The organism is Burkholderia seminalis, from assembly GCF_001718535.1.
Classification (GTDB): Bacteria; Pseudomonadota; Gammaproteobacteria; order Burkholderiales; family Burkholderiaceae; genus Burkholderia; species Burkholderia seminalis.
Map to the genome: position 1 here is coordinate 3,456,221 of NZ_CP013398.1, position 25,547 is coordinate 3,481,767.

A 25,547-nucleotide genomic window follows, 5' to 3' on the forward strand; every position below is an offset into this window, starting at 1 on the left:
ACGGCCGCGCGGTACGCCAGGGTTCAGTCAAAGCGGCCGGTACGCGCCATCTCCATCAGGCGCGCGATGCGCTCCTCGGTGGCCGGGTGCGTCGAGAACAGGTTCTGCAGGCCGCCGCCGTGCAGCGGGTTCATGATCATCATCTGCGCGGTGGCCGGATGGGCCTCGGCCGCCTGGAACGGGATACCCGCCGCATAGCGATGGATCTTGTCGAGCGCGGTCGCGAGCGACTGCGGATCGCCGGAAATCTGCGCGCCGCCGCGGTCGGCCTCGAACTCGCGGGCCCGCGAAATCGCCATCTGGATCAGCGCGCCGGCGATCGGCGCGAGCAGCGCGACCGCGATACCCGCGATCGGGTTGGCCGGCCGGCCGTTCTCGTCGCGCCCGCCGAAGAACATCGCGAAGTTCGCGAGCGCGGAGATCGCGCCCGCCATCGTCGCGGTGATCGTCGAGATCAGGATGTCGCGGTGCTTCACGTGCGCGAGCTCGTGCGCCATCACGCCGCGCATCTCGCGCTCCGACAGCACGCGCAGGATGCCCGTCGTCGCGGCAACCGCCGCATGCTCGGGGTTGCGGCCCGTCGCGAACGCGTTCGGCGCATCCTCGTTGATCAGGTAGACGCGCGGCATCGGCAGGTTCGCGCGCGTGGCCAGCTCGCGCACCATCCGGTAGAACTGCGGCGCCGTGTTCTCGTCGACTTCCTGCGCGTTGTACATGCGCAGCACCATCTTGTCCGAGAACCAGTACGAGAAGAAATTCATGGCGAGCGCGAACAGCAGCGCGATCGTCATGCCCCGCGAGCCGCCGATCATCCCGCCGATCACGATGAACAGGGCCGTGATCGCGGCCATCAGCATCGCCGTTTTGACCCAATTGAACATACCCACTCCTTATCCGTCAGGGGACCCGCCGCACATCACAGCGCACGGCGGAAAATTGTAAGCGATTTGTTAGATAAGGTCTTGCCGGAAAAATTCAATCTCAGCGTTGCGATGCCGCAAGACGCAGCCCAAGGCCCACGAACGCGCTGCCGACCGTGCGGTCGAGCCACTTCCTGACGCCCGGCTTGCCGGAAAAACGCTGCGTGACGCTGCCCGCCACCCATGCGACGAGGCTGGTCCAGACCGTGCTCATCGCGACGAACACCGCGCCGAGGGTCAGGAACGCCCATGCCTTGTGCGGGCTGTCGGCCGACACGAACTGCGGAAAGAACGACACGAAGAACAGCACGACCTTCGGGTTCAGCACGTTGGTCCAGAAGCCCTGCATGAACAGCTGGCGCAGCGGCTTGACGGCCGCGGCCTGCGCGACTTCGGCGCCCGACGGCGCGGCGGCCTGCTTCGTGACGATCATCCGCACGCCGAGGTAGATCAGGTAGGCCGCGCCAACCAGCTTGATCACCGTGAACGCGGTGGCCGACGCCGCGAGCAGCGCGGTCAGGCCGAATGCGCACGCGAGCGCGTGCACGCAGCAGCCGGCCGAAATGCCGAACGCCGACATCAGCCCCGCGCCGCGGCCCTGCGCGACGCTGCGGCCGACGATGTAGGCCGTATCGGGGCCGGGCGTGACGTTCAGCAAGAAAACCGCCAGCACGAAGAAACCGAAATGGGTGATGCCGAACATGAAAACCTCGAAACCGGAGAGCGCAGGGAAATTCTACGCGCGCCTGCCGCGCCGCGCGACTCGGCCGTTCGGCCGATTGCGCAGGGCGGGCAGGTCGGATCGAATGGCGCTCAGGCCGCGTCGGGCAACGCGAAACGCTGGCCCGCGGCGAGCGGCGAGCCGGCCAGGAATTCGCGCGCGGGCAACCGCTTGCCACCCGGCTTCTGCAACTGCGTGACGCGCAGCGCGCCGCTGCCGCACGCGACGACCACGCCTTCCGGCGCGGCTTCGACGATCGTGCCGGGCGCCGCGTCGCCGCGCGCCGCCACGGGCTCGGCCGCCCACAGCTTGATCGCCGCGCCGTCGAGCGTCGCGACGCCGCCCGGAAACGGATCGAACGCACGCACCTGGCGCGCGAGCACGTCGGCAGGCTTGCGCCAGTCAAGCGCCGCTTCGTGCTTGCCGATCTTTTCCGCATAGGTCACGCCGTCGGCCGGCTGCGGCGTCGCCGGCAGCGTGCCGTCGCGCTCGAGCCGCACGAGCGCGTCGACGATCAGCCGCGCGCCATCGGCGGCCAGACGGTCGTGCAGCGTCGCGGTCGTATCGTCGGCCGCGATGGCGACGCGGGCTTCCTCGATCATCGCGCCGGTGTCGAGGCCGACGTCCATCTGCATCAGCGTGACGCCCGTCTCGGCGTCGCCGGCCTCGATCGCACGATGGATCGGCGCGGCGCCGCGCCAGCGCGGCAGCAGCGACGCATGGATGTTGATGCAGCCGGCGCGCGGGATGTCGAGCACTTCCTGCGGCAGCAGCAGGCCGTACGCGGCCACCACCATCACGTCGTGCGGCGTCGTGCGCAGCAGCTCGATCGCGTCGGCCGCCTCGGCCGGGTACTTGCCCGCGCGGCGCAGCGACGGCGGCTGCGCGACCGGCATCCCGTGCTCGACGGCGTAACGCTTCACGGCGCTCGCCTGCAGCTTCATCCCGCGCCCCGCAGGGCGATCGGGCTGGGTGAGCACGAGCGGCACCGGGAAACCGGCCTCGTGGATCGCGGCAAGGGCAGCCGCGGCGAATTCCGGCGTGCCGGCAAAAATCACGCGCAACGTATGGGTCATGAAAGCGTTCGGGTCGGGCAGGGGGAACGCGCGTTACATCGCGCGTTCGAGTTTCTTCATCTTCGTCTTGATGCGCGTCTGCTTGAGCGGCGACAGGTATTCGACGAACACGCGCCCCATCAGGTGATCCATCTCGTGCTGGACGCACACGGCGAGCAGGCCTTCGCAGTCGAGCTCGAAGGTCTCGCCCTGCTCGTTGAGCGCGCGCACGCGCACGTGATCGGGCCGCTCGACTTCGTCGTAGATGCCCGGCACCGACAGGCAGCCCTCTTCATAGATCTGCTTCGCGTCGCTCGACCACACGATCTCGGGGTTGATGAACGCGCGCAGCTCGTTCTTCTCCTCGGAGACGTCGATCACGATCACGCGCTCGTGCACGTCGACCTGCGTGGCCGCCAGGCCGATGCCGGGCGCCGCGTACATGGTTTCGGCCATGTCGGCGACGAGCTTGCGGATCCGGTCGTCGACCTTGTCGACGGGCTTGGCGACCTTGTGCAGCCGCTTGTCGGGGTAATGAAGAATATTGAGCAAAGCCATGGTGTTCGGTATTCGGTGGAGCGACGTGCCGCATCGGCCGTCCGGCCGACTGGTGCCGCCGCCGGGATGCAATGAAGATGAGGCGGATGCGTGGCGAATCAACGCCGCGGATCGCGCCTCCTGCAATCGGCCGGGCGCTTGTGCGCGCGGCCCTGTCGAGTATTTCGGATGATGAAAATTTTATCATGGCGCCACGCGGTTCGCTGGCCGCCGCATTCGAGGGCAGCCTCATGTCGCCGCAAGCGCTGACGCCGTCCGCGCTGCGCGCGTGGCTGCAGCTCGCGCATGCGCCCGGCCTCGCGCCGGCCGTGCTGCAGATCCTGCTCGATACCTTCGGTTCGCCGGCCGCGCTGCTGCGCGCATCCGACCCGGCCATTGCCGCGGTGAGCAGCGCCGCCGCCGCGCAAGCCGTCCGCGCGAGCGAGCGCGGCGATCTCGACGTGTGCACCGACGCCGCGCTCGCGTGGCTCGACGCGCCGGGCAATGTGCTGGTCACGCTCAACGATCCGGCCTACCCGCCGCGGCTGCGCGACCTGCACGATCCGCCGCCCCTGCTATATGTAAAGGGCCGGCTCGACCTGCTGCATGCACGCGGCCTCGCCGTGGTCGGCAGCCGGCACCCGACGCCGCAGGGGCTCGCCGACGCAACGGGCTTCGCACGCGCGTTGTCCGACGCAGGGCTCTCGATCGTCTCGGGCCTCGCGCTCGGGATCGACGGAGCCGCGCATCGCGGCGGGCTCGACGGCCGCTCGGGCACGGTCGCCGTCATCGCGACGGGCGCCGATCTCGTCTATCCGGCGCGGCATCGCGCACTCGCGCACGAGATCGCCGCGCGCGGCGCGATCGTGTCCGAATGGCCGCTCGGCACGCCGGCCCGTGCCGCGCATTTCCCGCGGCGCAACCGGCTGATTGCCGCGCTGGCGATCGGCACGCTGGTCGTCGAGGCCGCGCCGCGCTCCGGCTCGCTGATCACCGCGCGGCTCGCGAACGAACTGGGGCGCGACGTGTTCGCGGTGCCGGGCTCGATCCACGCACCGCTTGCCCAGGGCTGCCACGCGCTGATCCGCGACGGCGCGAAGCTCACCGCATCGCCGCTCGACGTGCTGGAGGAATACGGGTTGGGCGAACCGGCAGCGCGCGCGACGGGTGGTGCCGCGCGCGCCGACAGCCGTAACCCGACAGACGGCGAAATTCGCGCCCCCGAATCCGCCTCCATCGCACCAGCGGATTCCGCCGCAGCGGCCATCGCGCCGGCCCGGATCGACGCCCCGCCACCCTGCTCCCCGCCGGAGCGAGCCGTGCTTGCCGCCTTGGGATACGGCCCCGTTACCTACGAGTGGCTCGCCGAACACAGCGGCCTGCCCGACGACGTGCTGCACGGCGCGCTGCTGGCGCTGGAGCTGGCCGGCCGCGTCGCCAGCCTCCCCGGCGGACGCTTCGCGCGGCTTGACGCCGCGCCCACCCCGGCCGCGCGCGGCGTGCTACATTCCCCGGCATAGAGGCGGCCAAGCCGCCGACGATATCCAAGGAATTCCATGCCCGCGCTGAACCTCGACACCGATGCGGATCGGATCGCCGAGCGCCTCGCCGATCCCGGCACGTTGCTCGTCGCCTGCCTGTGCGCCGAGTGGTGCGGCACGTGCCGTGACTACCGGACGGCCTTCGACCAGCTCGCCGATGCGCATCCAAACGCCTGTTTCGCCTGGATCGACATCGAAACGCATGCCGACCGGCTCGACGATCTCGACGTCGAGAACTTCCCGACGATCCTGATCGAGGACGCCAACACCGCGCGTTTCTTCGGCACGGTGCTGCCGCACGCGGCGATCGTCGAGCGGATGCTGTCCGACCTGAGCGCGGTACCCGGCGCGCCGCACGCACCGAAATTGCGCAACGTCCTGATCGTCGAAGCCTGAATTCGCCGGCCGGCGCAGCGGTTGGGCGCGTGTTTGCGCGCCTCGCCGCGGCGAGGCGCTTGCCGCCGTTGCAGCCCCCCTCTATGATGGGCCGCTTTTTACACGCCGAGCCGCCGTCGCTGCGGCGTGTGCTATAAAGCGGTCGTAAAAGCGACCCACAACCGGCGAACCCGGTCTACCAACACACACCTGTCATGTCCAAAGCACTGATCATTGCGGAAAAGCCTTCTGTCGCGAACGACATCGCACGCGCTTTGGGCGGCTTTACCAAGCATGACGAGTATTACGAGAGCGACGATTTCGTCCTTTCGTCCGCTGTCGGCCACCTGCTGGAAATCGCCGCCCCGGAAGAGTACGAGGTCAAGCGCGGGAAATGGAGCTTCGCGCATCTGCCCGTCATCCCCCCGCATTTCGACCTGAACCCGATCGCAAAAAGCGAGTCGCGCCTCAAGGTGCTCACGAAGCTGATGAAGCGCAAGGACGTCGACCGCCTGATCAACGCATGTGACGCGGGGCGCGAGGGCGAACTGATTTTCCGCCTGATCGCGCAGCACGCGAAGGCGAAGCAGCCGGTCCAGCGCCTGTGGCTGCAGTCGATGACGCCGCAGGCGATCCGCGACGGTTTCGCGAACCTGCGCAGCGACACCGACATGCAGCCGCTCGCCGACGCCGCGCGCTGCCGCTCGGAAGCCGACTGGCTCGTCGGGATCAACGGTACCCGCGCGATGACCGCGTTCAACAGCAAGGGCGGCGGCTTCTTCCTGACCACCGTCGGCCGCGTTCAGACGCCAACGCTGTCGATCGTCGTCGAACGTGAAGAGAAAATCCGCCGTTTCATTCCGCGCGACTACTGGGAAGTGAAGGCCGAGTTTGCGTGCGCCGGCGGCTTCTACGAAGGCAAGTGGTTCGACCCGAAATTCAAGCGCGACGAATTCGATCCGGAGAGGCGCGACTCCCGCCTGTGGAGCCTGCCGGCCGCCGAAACGATCGTCGCCGCGTGCCGCGACCAGATCGGCACGGTCTCCGAGGAATCGAAGCCGTCAACGCAACTGTCGCCGCTGCTGTTCGACCTGACGAGCCTGCAGCGCGAGGCGAACAGCCGCTTCGGCTTCTCCGCGAAGAACACGCTCGGTCTCGCGCAGGCGCTGTATGAAAAGCACAAGGTGCTGACCTACCCGCGTACCGACGCGCGCGCGCTGCCGGAAGACTACCTGTCGACGGTCGAGTCCACGCTCGAGATGCTCAAGGAGAGCAACAACTACCTGCCGCACGCGAAGCAGGTGCTCGACAAGGGCTGGGTCAAGCCGAACAAGCGGATCTTCGACAACTCGAAGATCAGCGACCACTTTGCAATCATCCCGACGCTGCAGGCGCCGAAGTCGCTGTCCGAGCCGGAGCAGAAGCTGTACGACATGGTCGTGAAGCGCTTCCTCGCCGTGTTCTTCCCGGCGGCCGAATTCCGCGTCACGACGCGGATCACCGAAGTCGCCGGCCATCACTTCAAGACCGAAGGCAAGGTGCTCGTCGAGCCGGGCTGGCTGCAGGTGTACGGCCGCGACGCCGAAGGCGCGGACGCGAACCTCGTGCCGGTGCAGAAGGACGAGAAGGTGAAGACGGACGAAATCGCCGCCGTCGCGCTCGTGACGAAGCCGCCCGCACGCTATTCGGAAGCGACGCTGCTGTCGGCGATGGAAGGCGCGGGCAAGCTCGTCGAGGACGACGAGCTGCGCGAGGCGATGGCCGCGAAGGGTCTCGGCACGCCGGCAACGCGTGCGGCGATCATCGAAGGCTTGCTCGGCGAGAAATACCTGCTGCGCGAAGGCCGCGAGCTGATCCCGACCGCGAAGGCATTCCAGCTGATGACGCTGCTGCGCGGGCTCGGCGTGAAGGAACTGACCGCGCCCGAGCTGACCGGCGAATGGGAATACAAGCTGTCGCAGATGGAGCGCGGCAATCTCGGGCGGGACGCGTTCATGCAGGAAATCGCCCGCATGACGCAGCAGATCGTCAAGCGCGCGAAGGAATACGATTCCGACACGATCCCCGGCGATTACGCGACGCTCGAGACGCCATGCCCGAACTGCGGCGGCCAGGTGAAGGAAAACTACCGCCGCTTCGCGTGCACGAAGTGCGAGTTCTCGATCTCGAAGATCCCGGGCAGCCGGCAGTTCGAGATCCCGGAAGTCGAGGAATTGCTGCAGAAGAAGGAAATCGGGCCGCTGTCCGGCTTCCGCAGCAAGATGGGCCGCCCGTTCTCGGCGATCCTCAAGCTGTCCTTCGACGACGAGACGAAGAACTACAAGCTCGAGTTCGATTTCGGCCAGGACCAGGGCGGCGAGGAAGGCGAAGCGCCCGACTTCTCCGCGCAGGAACCGGTCGGCGCGTGCCCGAAGTGCAAGGGCCGCGTGTTCGAGCACGGGATGAGCTACGTGTGCGAGCACTCGGTGGCGAACCCGAAGACCTGCGACTTCCGCTCGGGCAAGGTGATCCTGCAACAGGAAATCACGCGCGAGCAGATGGGCAAGCTGCTGGCCGACGGCCGCACGGATCTGCTGCCGAACTTCAAGTCGTCGCGTACCGGCCGCAACTTCAAGGCGTTCCTCGTGAAGCAGCCGGACGGCAAGATCGGTTTCGAGTTCGAGAAGAAGGAACCGAAGGCCGCCGCCGCGAAGAAGACGGCAAAATCGGCGACGAAGGAGGCCGAAACCGTGACAGAAGGCGCCGAAGAGAAATCGGCACCGGCCCGCAAGACGGCCGCCAAGACCACGGCGACCAAGACCGCCGCCCGCAAGACGACGACGCGCAAGACGGGGTCGTAACGGCCCGGCCGCCGGGAGCCGGGAGCCTTCCCCGGCGTATCGGGCTGCGCCAGGCAGCCATGAAAAAAACGCGGATCGATCGCTCGATCCGCGTTTTTCTTTTGTGCCGGCGGCAACCGCCGCCCGGCCGTCGCGCCGTTACAGCGGCGACGGCGCCGCGACGCGCGTACGCGGCGAACGCGGCAGGCGCGGCGACAGGTTCGGGTCGGCCGCTTCCGGCTGCTCGGCACGCGTCTCGACGCCGATCGGCGCGAGCGCCGAACTCTGCGCGGCCCACTGTTCCCCCATCATCGCGTCGGTCGAGTGGCTGAAATGCTCGACGAGGTGGTCGATGAAGGTCCGAACCTTCGCAGGCAGATGGCGCCGGCTCGGGTACGCGATGTTGATCTCGACCTGCGGCAGCCGGAAATCCGGCAGCAGCCGAACGAGCGCGCCGCGCGCGATGTCGCTGCCGATCAGGTAGCTCGGCAGGATCGCGACGCCCATGCCGAGCAGCGCGAACTGGCGCAGCATCGCGGTGTTGTTCGCGACGATCACGTTGGTCGGGCGCACGCGCACTTCGCCGTCCGGCCCCGTGAACACGCGCTCGTCGCCCCAGTATTCGGTCGGCAGGCTCAGGCTCGGGTGCTCGGCGAGCTGCTCCGGATGCGTCGGCACACCGTGCTTCTCCAGGTAGCTCGGCGTCGCGCACACGGTCATGCAGCCGGTGGTCAGGCGCCGCGTGACGATGCTCGCGCTGCGCATCTGGCGCGTGACGACGATACCGACGTCGAAGCCCTCCTCGACGAGATCGACCTGCCGGTCGACCAGCGTGAGATCCGGCACCACTTTCGGGAAATTCTCCGTGTACGACTGCAGCACGGGCGCGAGGTTGTGCAGGCCGAACACGACCGGCGCGACGATGCGCAGCGTGCCGACCGGCTCGTGATTGCGCGCGACGACCATCTGCTCGACGTCCTCGAGCTCATCGAGGATCTGGCGGGCACGCTCCAGATAGACCTGACCCGACTCCGTCAGGGAGAGGCTGCGCGTGGTGCGATTGAGCAAACGTGTGCCAAGCCGGCCTTCCAGGTCGGCGACATGGCGCGTCGCGACCGCGTTGGAGATATCCATTGCGCTCGCGGCCCGCGCGAAACTGCCGAGATCTGCAACCTTGACGAACACGCGCATCGACTGCAAATGATCCATAAACGACTCCTGCCGCTAGTACAACTTCAAAAAGATGAAGCAAATGCGTAATTCTCCTACGACAGCGGAAATGATGCAGAGTTGCTCAACAAGGTGCCGGTTGACGATAAAAATAGTCAAAAATCCTCGCCTTACGCGGATGGATGATCCAATTATTCTGATTGGAGCAACAATTGGGTGAACCTCGTCGAGTAAGCAGCCGAATCAGGAAGGACGTGTCTGATGCGACACAACAGCGCACCCTTCCACACTGCGCGCGAACGGCGCCGGGTCAGGCTCCCGCCAATTGCGGCGGAGCGTAACAACCTGTTAAAAAGACACCATGAAGGCGGCCGACGTAGCATCATGTCGGCCCCGGCCGGGCGGGACGGGCGCGCAACGTGCGCCGCCGCCACGGCCGCTTTCAACGCGCGACACCCGTTCACCATGAAAATTGCCATCCTCGACGACTACCAGGACGCCGTCCGCAAGCTGAACTGCTTCGAGATGCTCGCCGGCCACGACGTGAAGGTCTTCAACAATACGGTGCGCGGCCTGGGACAGCTCGCAAGCCGCCTGGCGGAAGTCGAGGCGCTCGTGCTGATTCGTGAACGGACCCCGATTACGTCGCAACTGCTCGCCAAGCTGCCGAACCTGCGCATGATCAGCCAGACCGGCCGCGTGTCGAGCCACATCGATCTGGAAGCCTGTACCGACCGCGGCATCGCGGTGCTCGAAGGCACCGGTTCGCCGATCGCGCCCGCCGAACTGACGTGGGCGCTCGTGATGGCCGCCCAGCGCCGCATTCCGCAATACGTCGCGAACCTGAAGCAGGGCGCCTGGCAGCAGTCGGGCCTGAAGACGTCGGCGCTGCCGCCGAACTTCGGCCTCGGCCAGGTGCTGCGCGGCCAGACGCTCGGGATCTGGGGCTACGGCAAGATCGGCCGGCTCGTCGCCGGCTACGGCAAGGCCTTCGGGATGAACGTGCTGATCTGGGGCCGCGAGCATTCGCTCGAAGCCGCGCGCGCCGACGGCTACACGGCGGCCGAGAGCCGCGAAGCGCTGTTCGAGCAGAGCGACGTGCTGTCGCTGCACCTGCGCCTGCACGACGACACGCGCGGGATCGTGAAGCAGGAAGACCTGATGCGAATGAAGCCGACGTCGCTGCTCGTCAACACGAGCCGCGCCGAGCTGCTGGAGGAAAACGCGCTCGTCAACGCGCTGTCGCACAACCGTCCGGGGATGGTCGCGATCGACGTGTTCGAGAGCGAGCCGATCCTGCAGGGCTACAGCCTGCTGCGGATGGAAAACGTGATCTGCACGCCGCACATCGGCTACGTCGAGCGCGAAAGCTACGAGCTTTACTTCAGCGCGGCGTTCCGCAACATCCTCGCGTTCGACGACGGCGACATGTCGAGCGTCGCCAACCCGGAAGCGCTGACGCCGATCCGCAAGCGCTGATCGCACGGGCTGCGCGCGCGCCGCGCGGCCCCGCTTCTCCCTTCCCGATCGTCAGGCGGCCGCTCGGCCGCCCGTCATCGCGCCGACGCGCGTGAGGAAATGCTCGCCGTCGCGCCGCCCGAGATCGTACGCGTGCCGCATCTGCGACGGGCTCGTGTAATCCCAGCTCGAAATCGGTACCTTGCTCGACGGCTGCACGTACAGCCGCCGCTGATCGCCGTGCGCGACCGTGAACATCTGCGGACGCGGATACAGCCGCGTGACGAGCACCAGCACGTCGCCGGGCGACGGGTCGAGCGCGTCGACGGGCACGTTGTCGACCATCCCGCCGTCGAGCACGGGCCGGCCGCCGCGGCGCAATACCGGCGTGAACGGCGGCGTGCAGGACGACTGCAGGATCAGGTCGGCGAGTTCGTCGACGCGCGTGCAGGCCTGCGCCCGCACGAATTCGGGCCGAAAGCCGAGCGTGCGCCCGAGCGTCGGGTGCAGCGTCTTGCGCACGTATTTCTCGATGTTGTACGCGACGAGCCCGGCGGCGACCGCGCTGCGCGCGCCGAGCCAGCGCGGCACGTGCGACACGCCGATGCGGATCTCCGGCGCGTCGGCCAGCTTCGCGAACGGCTCGCCGTAGATGTCGAGCAACGCCTGGCGATAGATGCGGTAATGCGGAAACACGGGCTCGCGCCCGAACAGGTTGCCCCAGTACGCGTTCTTCCGGTTGTCGCGCAGCGCCTCTTCGTAATAGCGCATCACCCATGCGGCGTCGCGTGTATACAGCATGCACGCGGTCGCGGCGCCGGCCGAGATGCCGGTGATCACGCGCGGGCGCAGGCCGAGCGCCGGCTGCGCGACGTCCCAGAAGCCGGCCTGCCACCAGCAGCGATTGCCGCCGCCCGCAAAAACGATCTGGTCGAACATCGCGCCGCTCAGCTGACGAGGGCGTAGGTCGACGTCGCATGGACGGCCATCTTGCCGTCCTCGTCGAACAGCTCGACTTCGCCGAACACGAGGTTGCGGCCCATCCGCAGCACGCGCGCGGTGACAAGCACGTCGCCCTTGCGCACGGGACGCATGAAGTTGGTGTTCAGCGATACCGTCGTCATCGGCCGGAACTCGCCGAGCGCGGACGAGATCGCGACCACCATCGCGGTATCGGCGGCCGCCGTGAACACCTGGCCGCAGATGATGCCGCCCGAATGGCGGAATTCGCCGGAAAACGGCAGGCGCAGCGTGACGCTGTCGTCGCCGATCGACACGGGGACCAGACCCAGCGAGCGGACCCACGGGGCCAGCAGGCGATCCAGCAATTCGCGGACTGCGTTTTCGTCCATCTTCGACTGTCCAGAAAGCGTTGCGCGACCGCCGCGCAACACGTGTGGCGTCATCATACCGGGAGCGCGCAAACTGCGATCGCTCGTTACCGCGCCGCCGCCGGCCGCCGGCGTGACGAAATATTTTCAGGAAATTTGCACAAAGGGCTTGCCATGTCCTGAAAACCCCGGCATAATCTTTCTTCTGTTGGGGGCGTTAGCTCAGTTGGTAGAGCAGCGGACTCTTAATCCGTAGGTCGAGTGTTCGAGTCACTCACGCCCCACCAGGAATTTCAAAGGCCGGTCAGCGCAAGCTGACCGGCCTTTTCCTTTTCCGCCGCCGAATTTCACGGTTGTACACCTTTCTCGGCATGCAACCCGCGCGCCTCTCGCGCAACGTTTCCGCTAGAATCGTCCGACAAATATCACACGACCGGCCCAGGCGTTTGCCTGCCGGCACTGAGAGAACATGGGACGTCATACATGGAAGCATGTGAACGAGACGCGACCATTCAGAGGGCCTGGTTGCGCCGATATCGGCTTGTCCGTCCGGTCGAGCCGCGCACCCGAGCCCGTCCGAATCCGCCGCGCGACGCACGAACCGGATCGGACCATGCCGGGTAAGGACGCGCTCGTCGTGCTGGCACTCGGCGTCGCGCTGCTCGTGCTCGCAGGCGTGCTCGCCGTCACGGCCGGCCGCGCAACCGGCCACTTGATCCGCGCGCCGGGCACGGTCGTGCGCATCGTGCAGGACAGCGACGCGATGCGCGCGTACCGGCCGATCGTCGCGTACCTCGCGAACGACGGCCAGCGCCGCGAAATTGCCGGCAATACCGCCTCGACCGTCCCGGCGTACGACATCGGCGAGAACGTCGACGTGCTGCTCGACCCCGCCCACCCCGACCGCCCCGCCCTGATCGACGATTTCGCGCAACGCTGGTTTCCGGTGCTCGTGCCGGCGCTGCTCGCCGTCGCGTCGTTCGCGATCGGCGGCCTGCTGATTGCCGCCGAGCGGCGGCGCCGGCCGGCCGAGCCGCCGCCGACCCGCGCCGCGCTCAAACGGGCGCGGCGCCGCTGGGATGTCGCGATCGTGCTGATTCCGATCGCGATCGGCACGGGCTTTTTCGCCGGCGCCGGCGCGACCGCGCTGCATCAGTGGCAGATCGTCCACCACTACGCGCGCTCGACCGGCCACGTCGTCGAGATCGCGAAAAACGGACGGTCGTCGCGCTCGCGCACGTCGCTCTATTCGGCCATCGTCGCGTTCACGACCGACAGCGGGCGGCTGATCACGTTCGCGCAAGGCTCGGCGTCGTCGCATCCGGGCCTGCACGAGGGCGACACGGTCAACGTGCTGTACGACCCCGTCACCCCCGAACGCGCGATCGTCGACCGCTTCTGGGATCGCTGGGGCCTCACGGCCATCCTGTTCGCGATCGGTGCGCCGTTCCTCGCCGCCGGGCTGTTCATCGCCGCGACGCTGTGGCCCGAACACCGGCCGCGCGAAGCCGCCCAATGACGCACGCACGGCGCGCGCCCCGTCACGCCGTGCGCTTCATCGTTCCCTGAACGCCTCCACCTTCGCGCGGTTCCCGCACGTGCGCATGTCGCACCAGCGGCGCCCGACACCACGGCCGCGATCGACGAAGAACCACGTACACCGGCCGCACTGACGCACACGCGCGAAATCGTCGCTGCGCAGCAACTGCTCGAAGCCGAGCGCGGCCGCATCGATCCAGCGCGACGCGGCGCGCGCGTCGGGCCGCCACGCGAAGCGGCCGTCGACCGCGTCGAATGCGCTGCGCCCGATCGCTTCGCGGATCGCCACCGCGAGCCGGCCCGCCGCGCGCGCACCGGCGCTGCCGCCCCCATCCGCCGTCAGGTGCGCGATCGCGGCATACGCATCGTCACGAAAGCGGCGCAGCGCCGCCAGTTCGTCAGGCCCGTCCTGCCGCGGATGACGCAGCAGCCGCGCCAGATCGTCCGGCGCCAGCAATCCGGCCTGCTCCGCCCACGCGCGCACGGCCGGCCAGTCGACGAGCTTGTCCTCGTCGCGAGTCTTGCCCGTGTCGGCCACCGTATTGAGGAAATCGAGCGCCGGATGGCCGCCGACGAAATCCGCCGCGCGCCATTCATGCGCGTGTCGCGCCGGCTCGGTTCGAGTAACCATTTATTTTCACCTATCGGTTTCGCATCCGGACGATCCGGCGTAACCTGTTAACAACCAAAACAGGTTATCACGGAGAAGCCGATGCTCGAACTCCCGAATCGCTTCAATGTCGACGGCCACCGGATTGCCTGGGGCGCGTTCGGCGAAGGGCCGCCGCTGGTGCTCGTGCACGGCACGCCGTTTTCATCGCAGGTGTGGCGCCGGATCGCGCCGTGGCTCGCGCGGCGTCATCGCGTGTATTGCTACGACCTGCTCGGCTACGGCCAGTCCGACATGCCGGACGCGGATGTGTCGCTCGGCCGCCAGAACGCGCTGTTCGGCGCGATGCTGAATGCGTGGGGCCTTTCGCGGCCACGTGTCCTCGCGCACGACTACGGCGGCGCCACCGTGCTGCGCGCGCACTTTCTGGACGGCGTCGCGTACGCGGATCTCACGCTCGTGAATCCGGTCGCGATCGCGCCGCAAGGGTCGCCGTTCGTGCGGCACGTCGCGCAGCACGAAGCCGCGTTCACCGGCTTGCCCGCGTATGCCCATCACGCGCTCCTCACGGCCTATCTCGGCCATGCGGTGGCGCGGCCGCTGAGCGACGACGCGCTGTCGATCTACCGTGCGCCGTGGCTCACGCCGGCCGGCCAGGCCGCGTTCTATCGGCAGATCGCGCAGATGCGCCAGTGCTACATCGAGGAAGCCGAGGCGCGCTACGCGCCGCCGGATTTCCCGGTGCGCATCGTGTGGGGCGAGGACGACGCGTGGATTCCGCTCGAACAGGGGCAGGCGCTTGCCGATCGCATCGCGAACGGCAGGCTGATCAGGGTGCCGCGGGCCGGGCACCTGGTCCAGGAAGATGCGCCGGAGGCCATCGTCGCCGCGGTACTGGACGGGCACGTGACCGGCTGACCACCGCCGGCGTCGCGCCGCGCGTCAGAACACCGGCACGCCCTGCGCGAGCGTCGCGACGAACTTCGCGGTGCGCGGGTCGCGCGGCCGGCCGAACAGGTCGCGCGACGCGCCGGCCTCGACGATGCGGCCGTCGGCGAGGAACACCGCGTCGTGTGCGATCGACGCGGCCAGGCGCAGGTCGTGCGTGGCCATCAGCATCGTCGTGCCTTCGCGTGCGAGCTGGCGCAGCACCTCGACCACTTCGACGGACAGTTCCGGATCGAGCGCCGACGTTGGCTCGTCGCACAACAATACCTGCGGAGACGGTGCGAGCGCACGTGCGATCGCGACGCGCTGCTGCTGCCCGCCCGACAACGTAGCCGGCCATGCGTCGGCCTTGTCCGCGATGCCGACCTTGTCGAGCAACGCGAGTGCCCGCTGGCGCGCCCGCTCGCGCGGCCAGCGTTGCACGGTGACGAGCCCCTCCATCACGTTCTGCACGACGCTCAGGTGCGGAAACAGCTGGAAGTTCTGGAACACCATGCCGGTCTGCCTGCGCACCGCGAACACCGCGTCGCGCGACGGCCGCCGCTCCGGTGCGAACGCGATGCGCGCGTCGCCGACCGCGAGCGTGCCCGCTTCCGGCACTTCGAGCAGGTTCACGCAGCGCAGCAGCGTGCTCTTGCCGCTGCCGGACGGCCCGATCAGCGCAGTCACGCTGCCCGGCTGCAATGCCAGGTCGATTCCGCTCAGCACGCGCTGCGCGCCGAACGACTTGTCGATGCGTTCGAGACGGATCATCGCAACTCCGCCTGGAACAGCGCGTGGCGACCGAAGCGGGCTTCGAGGCGACGTTGCAACGTGGACAGCACCGAGCTGAACAGCAGGTAGATCAGCGCGGCTTCGGTATAGAGAATCAGCGGCTCGTAGGTCACTGCCGCGATCCGCTGCGCAGCCTGGAAAATCTCGGGCACGGTCAGCACGGCCGCGAGCGACGTGTCCTTCACGAGCGAGATGAACGAGTTCGACAGCGCGGGCAGCGCCACGCGCGCGGCCTGCGGCAGGATCGCGCGGCGCAACGCCTGCGCGCGCGTCATCGCCATCGAGTAGGCGGCTTCCCACTGCCCCTTCGGGATCGATTCGATCACGCCGCGGATCACCTCGGCGTTGTACGCGCCGACGTTCAGCGAGAAACCGATCACGGCCGCCGTCAGCGGATCGAGCACGATGCCGACGTTCGGCAATCCGTAGAAGATCACGAACAGTTGCACGAGCAACGGCGAACCGCGGAACAGCCAGATATAGAAACGCACGACGGCCTGCGCCCAGCGCGGCCCGAACAGCCGCGCGAGCGCCGCGCCGAACGCGAGCAGTAGTCCGATCGCGAACGACGCGAGCGTGAGCGGAACCGTGAACACGAGCCCCGCGTATAGCAGGGGCCGCAGCGATTCCGCCATCAGGTGCAGCCAGGCCGGCATCGTTCAGCCTCGCGTCACGGCTGCGACACGTCGCGGCCGAAGTACTTCTGCGAGATCTTCGCGTAGGTGCCGTCCGCCTTGATGTCGGCCAGTGCCTTGTCGATCGCGGCCACCAGCGCGGGGCTGCCCTTGCGCAGCAGCACGCCGGATGCGTCGCCGGCGCCGGTCTTGTCGGTCGCCGCGATCTTCAGTTTCGCGTCGGGCTTGTGCTTGCGGAAATCGAGGTACGACAGCGAATCGTTGATCGTCGCATCGACGCGCCCCGACGTCAGCAGATCGATCGATTCGTTGAAGCCCTGTACCGGCACCACGTCGGCGCCATGGGCGGCCGCGAGCTTGCCGAAATTGCTCGTCAGCGTGTTCGCGGACTTCTTGCCCTTCAGGTCGTCGAACGAGCGGATCGTCGTGTTGTCCGAGCGCACGATCAGCACCGCGTGCGACGTGATGTACGGGGTCGAGAAATCGTATTTCGCCTTGCGCGCGTCGGTGATCGACACTTCATTGACGACCGCATCGTAGCGGTTCACGTCGAGGCCCGCGATCAGGCCGTCCCACTTGCCTTCGACGAACTGCGGCTTCACGCCGAGGCGCTGCGCGATCGCCGTTGCGATGTCGACGTCGAAACCGGTCAGCTTGCCCGTTTCGTCGTGGTACGTGAACGGCGCATAGGTGCCTTCGGTGCCGACCCGGAACACGCCGGACGACTTGATCTGCGACAAGTCGTCGGCGGCCAGCGCGCTGGTGGCCGCGGTGGCCTGCAGCAGCGCGACGATCAGGATGGAGCGGAGAAATTTCATGGTGCGGACCCCGAATGATTAGAGGAAATCATCCCGCCGGCACGCATGCGCCGTTCGAGAGGTCCGCGAATTCTACCGATGCGCCGGAGCGCGACAAACACGCAAATCCGCTAACGATATGAGCCGATCGAATAACGCCCGCACCGGCCGCGCAATCGGCGCGGGCGCATTACACGCCGCTTACCACGGCAGCGAATAGGTCTTCGTATTCGTGAAGCTCTTCATCGCTTCCTGCACGCCTTCCTTGTATCCGAGCCCCGAATCCTTCACGCCGCCGAACGGCGTCAGTTCGAGCCGGTAACCCGGCACTTCGCGCACGTTCACGCTGCCGACTTCCAGCTCGGTGATGAAGCGCGTGATGTGGTCGAAGCGGTTCGTGCACACCGACGACGACAGCGCATAGTCGGTGCTGTTCGACATCCGGATCGCGTCGTCGATGTCGCGAAAGCGCAGGATCGGCGACACCGGGCCGAACGTCTCGTACTTCACGATCGGCATGTCGGGCGTCACGCGGTCGATCACCGTCGGCGAATACAGCGCGCCGTCGCGCACGTTGCCGACCAGCAGCCGCGCCCCACGCGCGATCGCGTCGTTTACCTGCTGCTCGCAGAACTTCGCGGCCGCCTCGTCGATCACGGTGCCCATGTCCACCGCCGGATCGGACGGATTGCCGTACGACCAGGCCCGCGTCTTCTCGACGACGAGTTCGGTGAAGCGATCGGCCACCGATTCGTGCACCAGCATCCGCTTGATCGCCGTGCAGCGCTGCCCCGAGTTCTTGTACGAGCCCGACACCGCAAGCGTGCTGGCTTCGTCGAGATCGGCGTCTTCCATCACGATGATCGGATCGTTGCCGCCGAGTTCGAGCACGGCGCGCCGGTAGCCCATCCGCGCCGCGATCGACTTGCCGATCGACACGCCGCCCGTGAACGTGATGAGGTCGATCGCCGGGTTCGTGATCAGCTCGTCGGCGATCTCCTTCGGGTCGCCGGTGATCACCTGCAGCATCTGCGGCGGCAAGCCGGCTTCGTACAGGATGTCCGCAAAGAGATAACACGACAGCGGCACCTTTTCCGACGGCTTCACGACGATCCGGTTGTTGGTCGCGATCGACGGCACGATCTTGTGCGCGACCTGGTTCATCGGATGGTTGAACGGCGTGATCGCGGAGATCACGCCGAGCAGCGGGTCGCGCTGCGTGTACACGCGGCGTTTCTTGCCGTGCGGCGTCAGATCGCACGAGAAGATCTGCCCGTCATCCTTCAGCACTTCGCCCGCGCCGAACGTCAGCACGTCGGCCACGCGGCCCGCCTCGTACGTCGAATCCTTGAGGCACAACCCGGCCTCGGCCGTGATCAGCGCCGCGATCTCCGCCGTGCGCGCACGCACGATGTCGGCCGCGCGGCGCAGGATCGCCGCGCGATCGTGGCGCGTGAGCGCCGGCCGGTATGCACGCGCGACCGCGAACGCGCGGCGCACGTCGTCCAGCGTCGCCTTCGGCACGGTGCCGACCAGCGAGCCGTCGTACGGGTTGCGCACGTCGATCACCGCGTCCCGATGAATCCGCTCGCCGTCGATTCGCAGTGCTTCGCGACGAATCCCGCGGACGGCCGTCGATGCTGCAATGGCGTTCATGAGTATGTCCCCTTGCGGATGCAGGTGCATCACTGCAGATGGTTGAGCGCGATGTCGATGATGTCGAAGTTGCGCAGCCGCGCGCGCGCCGCGACGTCGGTCGCGACCGGCTTGCTGAAGATCAGCGGCACGATCTGCTCGGAGATGCCGCCGTGCGAGCGCAGCGGCACGTCGAGGCCCGACAGGTCGTGCTTGATGCGGCGCGTGCCGAGCACGACGTCCTGCTTCGAGATCACGATCAGGTCGCCCATCCGCGCGGGCGGCAGCTCGAAGCGCGCGCAGCCTTCGGCGCCCGTCAGCACGACCTCGATCCCGTCGACCGCGGCGAGCCGCGCGCGCAGCGCGTCGGCATCGGCCGTCGCCGGCACGTAGACGGTCGCGAACGAGCCGAGCGCGCCGTGATGAACGACGTACGGATCGGTGATCGGCAGGATCACGCGCGCCGCGTCGTGGCCGAGCCACTCGTCGAACAGTTCCTGCAGGTAGATCACGTTCGGCTCGCCGGTCTCGTCGTCGTGCTTCGCGTTCATCCCGTGGTCGGCCGTGATCGCGACGATCGCACCGAGCGCGTCGAGACGCTGCAGGTACTGGTCCATCATCTCGTAGAACGCGTTCGCGCCGGGCGTGCCGGGCGCGCACTTGTGCTGCACGTAGTCGGTGGTCGACAGGTACATCAGGTCGATCGGGCGCGTCTCGAGCAGGCGCACGCCGGCCGCGAACACGAATTCCGACAGCGCCGCGCTGTACACGCTCGGCACCGGCTTGCCGACCAGCTCGAGCACGTTGTCGATGCCGTTTTCCTCGAGGCTCGCCTCGTCGGCCTTTTCCGACGAGAAGCAGATGCCCTTCAGCCCCTTGCCGAGCAGGCGGCGCAGCTTGTCCTTCGCGGTGACGACCGCGACGCGCGCGCCCTGTTCGGCGAAGGTCGCGAGCACGGTGGGCGCGACCAGGTACTTCGGATCGTTCATCAGCACCTCGGCGCCGGTGTCGCGATCGTAGAAGTAGTTGCCGCTGATCCCGTGAATCGCCGGCGGCACGCCGGTCACGATCGACAGATTGTTCGGGTTCGTGAAGCTCGGCACCACGCATTCGCCCTTGAGCGCCGTGCCCGGCTTCAGCAGCGTGCGCAGGAACGGCGCGACACCGGCCTCGGCGGCTTCCTCCAGATATTCGTATGCGCAGCCATCGACGCAGACCACCACCACGGGCCGGCTCATCCAGTTGTAGCGGCGGCCGTTCACTTCCACGGATACAGGCGTTTCACTCATGACGTTCATTCCTTTCGGTTCGAAGGGGTTGAGCCGTCGGCGCCCGCGCCGCGCCGAAGGGAGGTGTTTTCCATGCTTGACATTAAAATGGATGATTTGTAGATTGTCAACAACATGCAGAGAACAGAAAGCAAAACAACGCAGCAGCAAGAGGGCTGGTCTCCACTCATCCGCCGTGTGCCGCGGCGCCACAGTCAAGGGGTCTGAAGATGAACGAAGTGCCGGTAAACAAGCGTTTGAATGCATGGGCGACGGGCGCGGCCCGCCTCGCGCTGGCCGCGGCGGTCGCGCTCGGCGTCGCGCAGGCGGCGCACGCGAGGACGTCGCTGCTCGTCTACACCGCACTGGAAGACGAGGCGATGAAGCCCTACAAGGACGCGTTCGAGAAAGCGAACCCCGACATCGAGATCCGCTGGGTGCGCGACTCGACCGGCTCGGTCACCGCGAAGCTGCTCGCGGAAAAGAACAACCCGCGCGCGGACGTCGTGCTCGGCCTCGCCGCGTCGAGCCTCACGCTGCTCGACCTGCAGGGCATGCTGATGCCGTACGCGCCGAAGGGCTTCGACCAGCTCACGCGCAAGTACAGCGACGCGAACAACCCGCCGCACTGGGTCGGCATGGACGTGTGGGGCGCGACGATCTGCTACAACCGCGTCGCCGCGCAGGCGAAGAACATCCCGAAACCGACGTCGTGGGAAGACCTGACGAAGCCGGTCTACAAAGGCGCGATCGTGATGCCGAGCCCCGTGTCGTCGGGCACCGGCTACCTCGACGTGACCGCATGGCTGCAGACCTTCGGCGACGACAAAGGCTGGAAATTCATGGACGCGCTCGACAAGAACGTCGCGCAGTACGTCCACTCGGGCTCGAAGCCGTGCACGCTCGCCGGCACCGGCGAATTCCCGATCGGCATCTCGTTCGAGTTCCGCGGCCACGAACTGCAGTCGCAGGGCGCGCCGATCGACCTCGTGTTCCCGAAGGAAGGGCTCGGCTGGGACATGGAAGGCACGGCGATCATGAAGACGACGAAGCAGCCCGAGGCGGCGAAGAAGCTCGCCGACTTCATGGCGAGCAAGGATGCGAACCAGATCACCGCGCACTGGTGGGCGATCGTCGCGTATCCGGGCGTCGCGCGCAAGCTGGCCGGCATCCCCGACAACTACGCGGACCTGCTCGTGAAGAACGATTTCGTGTGGTCGGCGAAGAACCGCCAGTCGATCCTCGATACGTGGCAGAAGCGCTACGGGGCGAAGGCCCAGCAATAACGCGGCCAGCACGCCGCGACCGGCAGCGGGGCCGCGCAGCGCGCCGCCCCGTGCCCCTTCCCCTCGTCGAATCCGGCCCCCGGGCCGCCCCAGCATGGAGGCGCGCATGGCACCTTATCTGAGCGTAGAACGCATCGAGAAGCGGTACAACGACACGCAGGTCCTCACCGACATCAACCTGAGCGTGATGAAGGGCGAAATGATCTGCTTCCTTGGGCCGTCGGGCTGCGGAAAGACCACGCTGCTGCGGATCATCGCGGGGCTCGAGACGCAGAACGCCGGCCAGATCATGCAGGACGGCCGCGACATCTCGCGGCTGCCGCCGCAACTGCGCGACTACGGCATCGTGTTCCAGTCGTACGCGCTGTTCCCGAACCTCACCGTGTACGACAACGTCGCGTACGGGCTCGTGAACCGGAAGATGAAGCGCGACGCGATCCACGCGCGCGTGCACACGCTGCTCGCGCTGGTCGGCCTGCCCGACAGCCATCGCAAGCATCCCGGCCAGCTGTCCGGCGGCCAGCAGCAGCGGATCGCGCTGGCGCGCGCGCTCGCGACGTCCCCGGGCCTGCTGCTGCTCGACGAGCCGCTGTCCGCGCTCGACGCGCGCGTGCGGGTGCGGCTGCGCCAGGAAATCCGCGCGCTGCAGCAACGGCTCGGCGTGACGACGATCATGGTCACGCACGACCAGGAAGAAGCGCTGTCGATGGCCGACCGCATCGTCGTGATGAACCACGGCGTGATCGAGCAGATCGGCACGCCGCTCGAAATCTACCGGCAGCCCGCCTCGCCGTTCGTCGCGGATTTCATCGGCCGGGTCAACACGATTCCCGCCGAAGTCGCGCGGGACGGCACGCTGCGCGCGGGCGCGGTCGGCCTCGACTGCCGTCATGGCACGGCCCGCCCCGCGCCAGGCGCGGCGGTGTCGGTCTACGTGCGGCCGGAAGACCTGCGGATCCGCGTACCGGGCGAGACGGCCGACAACGTGCTGGCCGGCCGCGTCGAGAAGCTCGAATTCCTCGGCGCGTTCTGCCGCGTGAGCTTCCGGATCGACGGGCTCGACGGCCAGGAGATCGTCGCCGACCTGTCGTATCACGACGTCGACCGCACCGGCGTGCAGGCCGGCGCGCGCATCGACCTCGCGCTCGATCGCGAGCATGTCCGCGTGTTCCCGTGCGCGAAGGAGCGACTGCAATGAGCACCGTCCTGACCGAGCGCCGCCGCGGCGCCGCCGCCCCCGCCGACGTGCGGCAGATCACGCACTGGCACGACCGCCTCGCGCAGCTCGCGCTCGTCGCGATGGCCGCGCTGATGTCGCTGTTCCTGCTGCTGCCGCTCGCGCTCGTCGTGCAGAAATGCTTCGTCGACGCGGACGGGCGTTTCGTCGGCGCGCACAACTTCGTCGAATACATCGAGGACAGCGGCGTGCTGCGCTCGATGCTGCACTCGCTGACGGTCGGCGCGCTCGTCACGATGATCGTCGTGCCGATGGCGTTCACGTTCGCGTATGCGCTGACGCGCTCGTGCATGCCGCTGAAGAACGCCGCGCGCACGATCGCGCTGCTGCCGCTGCTCGCGCCGACGCTGCTGTCGGCCGTGTCGTTCATCTACTGGTTCGGCAACGCGGGGCTGCTGAAGCCGCTGCTGCACGGCCATTCGATCTACGGGCTGCCGGGCATCGTGCTGAGCATGGTGTACGCGTCGTTCCCGCACGTGCTGATGATCCTCGTCACCGCGCTGTCGCTCGCGGACGGCCGGCTCTACGAGGCCGCCGACGCCATGGGCACGCGCCGCATCCGCAAGTTCTTCACGATCACGCTGCCCGGCGCGAAGTACGGGCTGATCAGCGCGACGATGGTCGCGTTCACGATGTGCATCAACGACTTCGGCGTGCCGGTCGTGATCGGCGGCTCGTACAACGTACTGTCGACCGACATCTACAAGCTGATCATCGGGCTGCAGGACTTCAACCGCAGCGCGGTCGTGAGCCTGATGCTGCTGTGCCCGGCACTCGTCGCGTTCGGCGTCGATTTCTTCATCCGCCGCCGCCAGCAGTCGCAGCTCGGCGCACGCTCGACGCCGTACCAGCCGAAACCGTCGCGCGGCTTCGACGCCGCGATGCTCGCGTATTGCGCGCTCGTGTGCGCTTTCTTCATCGCGGTGGTCGGCATCTCGGTGTTCGCGTCGTTCGTGAAGTTCTGGCCGTACCAGATGAGCCTCGGGCTGCAGCACTACCGGATGGGGCTGATCGCGGCCGGCATCTTCGATGCGTACCAGAACAGCCTGCGGATGGCCGCGACCGTGGCGATCGGCGGCACGATCGTCGTGTTCGGCGGCGCCTACCTGATCGAGAAGACGCGCGGCGCGCGCTGGCTGCGCGGCTTCATCAGCCTGTGCGCGATCCTGCCGATGGGCGTGCCGGGGCTCGTGCTCGGCATCAGCTACATCTTTCTGTTCAACGCGCCCGGCAATCCGCTGAACGGGCTGTACGGGTCGCTGTGGCTGCTCGCGATCGTCACGGTCGTCCACTACTACGCGTCGAGCCACCTCACCGCCGTCACCGCACTCCGGCAGATCGACAGCGAGTTCGAGGCCGTGTCCGCATCGCTGAAGGTGCCGTTCTACAAGACCTTCCTGCGCGTGACGGTGCCCGTGTGCCTGCCCGCGATCCTGCTGATCGCGCGCTACCTGTTCGTCAACGGGATGACGACGGTCTCGGCCGTCGCGTTCCTGTACTCGCCGGACACGCAGCCCGCGTCGGTCGCGATCCTGAACCTCGACGACGCGGGCCAGATGGGCCCGGCCGCGGCGATGGCCACGCTCGTGCTCGCGACCTCCTCGTTCGCGTGCGTGCTGTTCGCCTGCATCTCGCACCGCCTGCTGCGCCGCACGCAGGCGTGGCGCAACCCGCATCGCCGTTGATTTCCCGCCGCATTCACGTGACGTCCCGACTTCATCAAGGAGACACCATGACGCTCGCCGCCCAGCCGATCCTGCTCACCCCCGGCCCCCTGACGACCTCCGACACCACGCGCGACGCGATGCTGCGCGACTGGGGTTCGTGGGACAGCGACTTCAACGCGATCACCGCGCGGCTGCGCGAACGCCTGCTGCGGATCGTGCACGGCGCAGGCACGCACGAATGCGTGCCGCTGCAAGGCAGCGGCACGTTCTCGGTCGAAGCGGCCATCGGTACGCTCGTGCCGCGCGACGGCCACGTGCTCGTGCCGAACAACGGCGCGTATTGCCAGCGCATCGCGAAGATCTGCCGCGTGCTCGGCCGCCGGCTGACGACGATCGACTACCGCGAGGATCGCCGCGTCGATCCGGCCGACGTCGAGCGCGCGCTCGCCGCCGATCCGACCATCACGCACGTCGCGCTCGTCCACTGCGAGACCGGCGCCGGCGTGCTGAACCCGCTGCACGAGATCGCGCAGGTCGTCGCGCAGCACGGGCGCGCGCTGATCGTCGATGCGATGAGCTCGTTCGGCGCGATCGACATCGATGCGCGCACGACGCCGTTCGATGCGGTGATCGCGGCGTCCGGCAAATGCCTCGAAGGCGTGCCGGGGCTCGGCTTCGTGATCGCGAAGCGCAGCACGCTCGAACGCTGCGAAGGCAACAGCCATTCGCTCGCGATGGACCTGCACGACCAGTGGGTCTACATGCGGCGCACGACGCAATGGCGCTTCACGCCGCCGACGCACGTGGTCGCGGCACTCGACGCGGCCGTCGCGCAATACGTCGACGAAGGCGGGCTCGCCGCGCGCGGCGGCCGCTACCAGCGCAACACGCGCGCGCTGCTCGACGGGATGCTCGCGCTCGGCTTCCGGCCGTTCCTGGATCCGGCGATCCAGGCGCCGATCATCGTCACGTTCCATGCGCCGGACGACCCGAACTACGACTTCAAGCGGTTTTATCAGGAGGTCAAAAAGCGCGGCTACATTCTGTATCCGGGCAAGCTGACCGAAGTCGAGACGTTCCGCGTCGGCTGTATCGGCCACTTCGGCGAAGCCGGAATTCCAGGCGCCGTCGCCGCGATCGCCGACACGCTGCGCGCGATGGGCGTGCGCCGCGTCTCGGCCGCGGCGGCGGCTTAACGACGCAGCGCGACGCAGCCGGCCGCGT

The 25,547-nt window shown here is 67.5% G+C and carries 23 protein-coding genes and 1 tRNA gene; 11 read left to right on the plus strand and 13 right to left on the minus strand.

The genetic code is table 11. From position 1 onward, the window contains the following. Positions 1 to 23: 23 nt before the first annotated feature. From htpX to def, 4 genes are all read right to left on the minus strand, one after another. The gene (gene htpX / locus WJ12_RS15670) at positions 24 to 881 is read right to left on the minus strand and encodes a zinc metalloprotease HtpX (RefSeq protein WP_059561479.1); all 858 of its coding nucleotides are present in this window, start codon (positions 879 to 881) and stop codon (positions 24 to 26) included. A 100-nt stretch (positions 882 to 981) separates the two neighbouring features. After that, the gene (locus WJ12_RS15675) at positions 982 to 1,623 is read right to left on the minus strand and encodes a LysE family translocator (protein WP_034190225.1); all 642 of its coding nucleotides are present in this window, start codon (positions 1,621 to 1,623) and stop codon (positions 982 to 984) included. 110 nt (positions 1,624 to 1,733) lie between these two features. Continuing rightward, positions 1,734 to 2,717, minus strand: a complete 984-nt coding sequence (gene fmt / locus WJ12_RS15680) for a methionyl-tRNA formyltransferase (protein ID WP_059561476.1) — start codon at positions 2,715 to 2,717, stop codon at positions 1,734 to 1,736. 33 nt (positions 2,718 to 2,750) lie between these two features. Next, positions 2,751 to 3,254, minus strand: a complete 504-nt coding sequence (gene def, locus WJ12_RS15685; RefSeq protein ID WP_006477461.1) for a peptide deformylase — start codon at positions 3,252 to 3,254, stop codon at positions 2,751 to 2,753. 185 nt (positions 3,255 to 3,439) lie between these two features. Here def and dprA point away from each other — a divergent pair, with 185 nt between their 5' ends. From dprA to WJ12_RS15700, 3 genes are all read left to right on the plus strand, one after another. Then, positions 3,440 to 4,753, plus strand: coding sequence for a DNA-processing protein DprA (gene dprA, locus WJ12_RS15690; RefSeq protein WP_059561473.1), 1,314 nt, complete (start codon positions 3,440 to 3,442; stop codon positions 4,751 to 4,753). Positions 4,754 to 4,789: 36 nt separating this feature from the next. Further along, the gene (locus tag WJ12_RS15695; protein ID WP_034190222.1) at positions 4,790 to 5,170 is read left to right on the plus strand and encodes a thioredoxin family protein; all 381 of its coding nucleotides are present in this window, start codon (positions 4,790 to 4,792) and stop codon (positions 5,168 to 5,170) included. Positions 5,171 to 5,364: 194 nt separating this feature from the next. Continuing rightward, positions 5,365 to 7,989, plus strand: coding sequence for a DNA topoisomerase III (locus tag WJ12_RS15700; protein WP_034190221.1), 2,625 nt, complete (start codon positions 5,365 to 5,367; stop codon positions 7,987 to 7,989). A 138-nt stretch (positions 7,990 to 8,127) separates the two neighbouring features. Here the strand turns inward: WJ12_RS15700 and WJ12_RS15705 are convergent, their stop codons facing one another. Beyond that, positions 8,128 to 9,177 carry a LysR family transcriptional regulator gene (locus tag WJ12_RS15705; RefSeq protein WP_034190220.1) on the minus strand — a complete coding sequence of 350 codons (1,050 nt, stop codon included), beginning with the start codon at positions 9,175 to 9,177 and terminating at the stop codon, positions 8,128 to 8,130. 426 nt (positions 9,178 to 9,603) lie between these two features. Here WJ12_RS15705 and WJ12_RS15710 point away from each other — a divergent pair, with 426 nt between their 5' ends. Then, positions 9,604 to 10,617, plus strand: coding sequence for a D-2-hydroxyacid dehydrogenase family protein (locus tag WJ12_RS15710; RefSeq protein ID WP_034190219.1), 1,014 nt, complete (start codon positions 9,604 to 9,606; stop codon positions 10,615 to 10,617). A 51-nt stretch (positions 10,618 to 10,668) separates the two neighbouring features. Here WJ12_RS15710 and WJ12_RS15715 read toward each other — a convergent pair whose 3' ends face one another. Both WJ12_RS15715 and WJ12_RS15720 read right to left on the minus strand, forming a co-directional pair. After that, positions 10,669 to 11,535, minus strand: coding sequence for a patatin-like phospholipase family protein (locus WJ12_RS15715; protein WP_034190218.1), 867 nt, complete (start codon positions 11,533 to 11,535; stop codon positions 10,669 to 10,671). Positions 11,536 to 11,543: 8 nt separating this feature from the next. Next, positions 11,544 to 11,948, minus strand: a complete 405-nt coding sequence (locus WJ12_RS15720) for a PaaI family thioesterase (RefSeq protein WP_034201217.1) — start codon at positions 11,946 to 11,948, stop codon at positions 11,544 to 11,546. A 190-nt stretch (positions 11,949 to 12,138) separates the two neighbouring features. On the opposite strand from WJ12_RS15720, the gene WJ12_RS15725 reads away from it, so the two are divergent. Together WJ12_RS15725 and WJ12_RS15730 are read left to right on the plus strand one after the other, a co-directional pair. After that, positions 12,139 to 12,214, plus strand: a tRNA-Lys gene (locus tag WJ12_RS15725). A 326-nt stretch (positions 12,215 to 12,540) separates the two neighbouring features. Then, entirely contained in the window at positions 12,541 to 13,446 is a 906-nt protein-coding gene (locus tag WJ12_RS15730; protein WP_404824235.1) for a DUF3592 domain-containing protein, read from the plus strand. 36 nt (positions 13,447 to 13,482) lie between these two features. Here WJ12_RS15730 and WJ12_RS15735 read toward each other — a convergent pair whose 3' ends face one another. After that, entirely contained in the window at positions 13,483 to 14,097 is a 615-nt protein-coding gene (locus tag WJ12_RS15735) for a CGNR zinc finger domain-containing protein (protein ID WP_069245723.1), read from the minus strand. 81 nt (positions 14,098 to 14,178) lie between these two features. Between WJ12_RS15735 and WJ12_RS15740 the strand changes: the two genes are divergently transcribed. After that, positions 14,179 to 14,994 (plus strand): alpha/beta fold hydrolase, encoded by an 816-nt coding sequence (locus tag WJ12_RS15740; protein ID WP_059561465.1) that lies wholly within the window; start codon positions 14,179 to 14,181, stop codon positions 14,992 to 14,994. Between the two features lie 24 nt (positions 14,995 to 15,018). Here the strand turns inward: WJ12_RS15740 and WJ12_RS15745 are convergent, their stop codons facing one another. From WJ12_RS15745 to phnA, 5 genes are all read right to left on the minus strand, one after another. Beyond that, positions 15,019 to 15,777, minus strand: coding sequence for an amino acid ABC transporter ATP-binding protein (locus tag WJ12_RS15745; protein WP_059561462.1), 759 nt, complete (start codon positions 15,775 to 15,777; stop codon positions 15,019 to 15,021). Next, a complete protein-coding gene (locus WJ12_RS15750) occupies positions 15,774 to 16,454 on the minus strand; it encodes an amino acid ABC transporter permease (protein ID WP_059561459.1) in 681 nt (226 codons plus the stop codon). Before WJ12_RS15750 ends, WJ12_RS15745 begins: the two co-directional genes overlap by 4 nt. 14 nt (positions 16,455 to 16,468) lie before the next feature. Beyond that, on the minus strand, positions 16,469 to 17,251 hold the full coding sequence (locus WJ12_RS15755) for an amino acid ABC transporter substrate-binding protein (protein ID WP_049028912.1): 783 nt from the start codon (positions 17,249 to 17,251) through the stop codon (positions 16,469 to 16,471). A gap of 180 nt (positions 17,252 to 17,431) precedes the next feature. Then, complete coding sequence (gene phnY, locus WJ12_RS15760; RefSeq protein WP_034190339.1) at positions 17,432 to 18,886, minus strand: phosphonoacetaldehyde dehydrogenase; 1,455 nt, start codon at positions 18,884 to 18,886, stop codon at positions 17,432 to 17,434. Positions 18,887 to 18,915: 29 nt separating this feature from the next. Next, positions 18,916 to 20,154, minus strand: a complete 1,239-nt coding sequence (gene phnA, locus WJ12_RS15765; protein ID WP_059561579.1) for a phosphonoacetate hydrolase — start codon at positions 20,152 to 20,154, stop codon at positions 18,916 to 18,918. Between the two features lie 209 nt (positions 20,155 to 20,363). Between phnA and WJ12_RS15770 the strand changes: the two genes are divergently transcribed. The 4 genes from WJ12_RS15770 (at position 20,364) to WJ12_RS15785 (ending at position 25,519) form a co-directional block, all read left to right on the plus strand. After that, the gene (locus WJ12_RS15770) at positions 20,364 to 21,419 is read left to right on the plus strand and encodes a putative 2-aminoethylphosphonate ABC transporter substrate-binding protein (RefSeq protein ID WP_034190210.1); all 1,056 of its coding nucleotides are present in this window, start codon (positions 20,364 to 20,366) and stop codon (positions 21,417 to 21,419) included. 106 nt (positions 21,420 to 21,525) lie between these two features. After that, positions 21,526 to 22,617, plus strand: a complete 1,092-nt coding sequence (locus WJ12_RS15775) for a putative 2-aminoethylphosphonate ABC transporter ATP-binding protein (protein WP_059561576.1) — start codon at positions 21,526 to 21,528, stop codon at positions 22,615 to 22,617. Then, positions 22,614 to 24,341 (plus strand): putative 2-aminoethylphosphonate ABC transporter permease subunit, encoded by a 1,728-nt coding sequence (locus tag WJ12_RS15780; RefSeq protein ID WP_059561456.1) that lies wholly within the window; start codon positions 22,614 to 22,616, stop codon positions 24,339 to 24,341. The genes WJ12_RS15775 and WJ12_RS15780 overlap by 4 nt, the downstream gene beginning before the upstream one ends. A gap of 47 nt (positions 24,342 to 24,388) precedes the next feature. Beyond that, complete coding sequence (locus WJ12_RS15785) at positions 24,389 to 25,519, plus strand: 2-aminoethylphosphonate--pyruvate transaminase (RefSeq protein ID WP_049031869.1); 1,131 nt, start codon at positions 24,389 to 24,391, stop codon at positions 25,517 to 25,519. Positions 25,520 to 25,547: the final 28 nt, after the last annotated feature.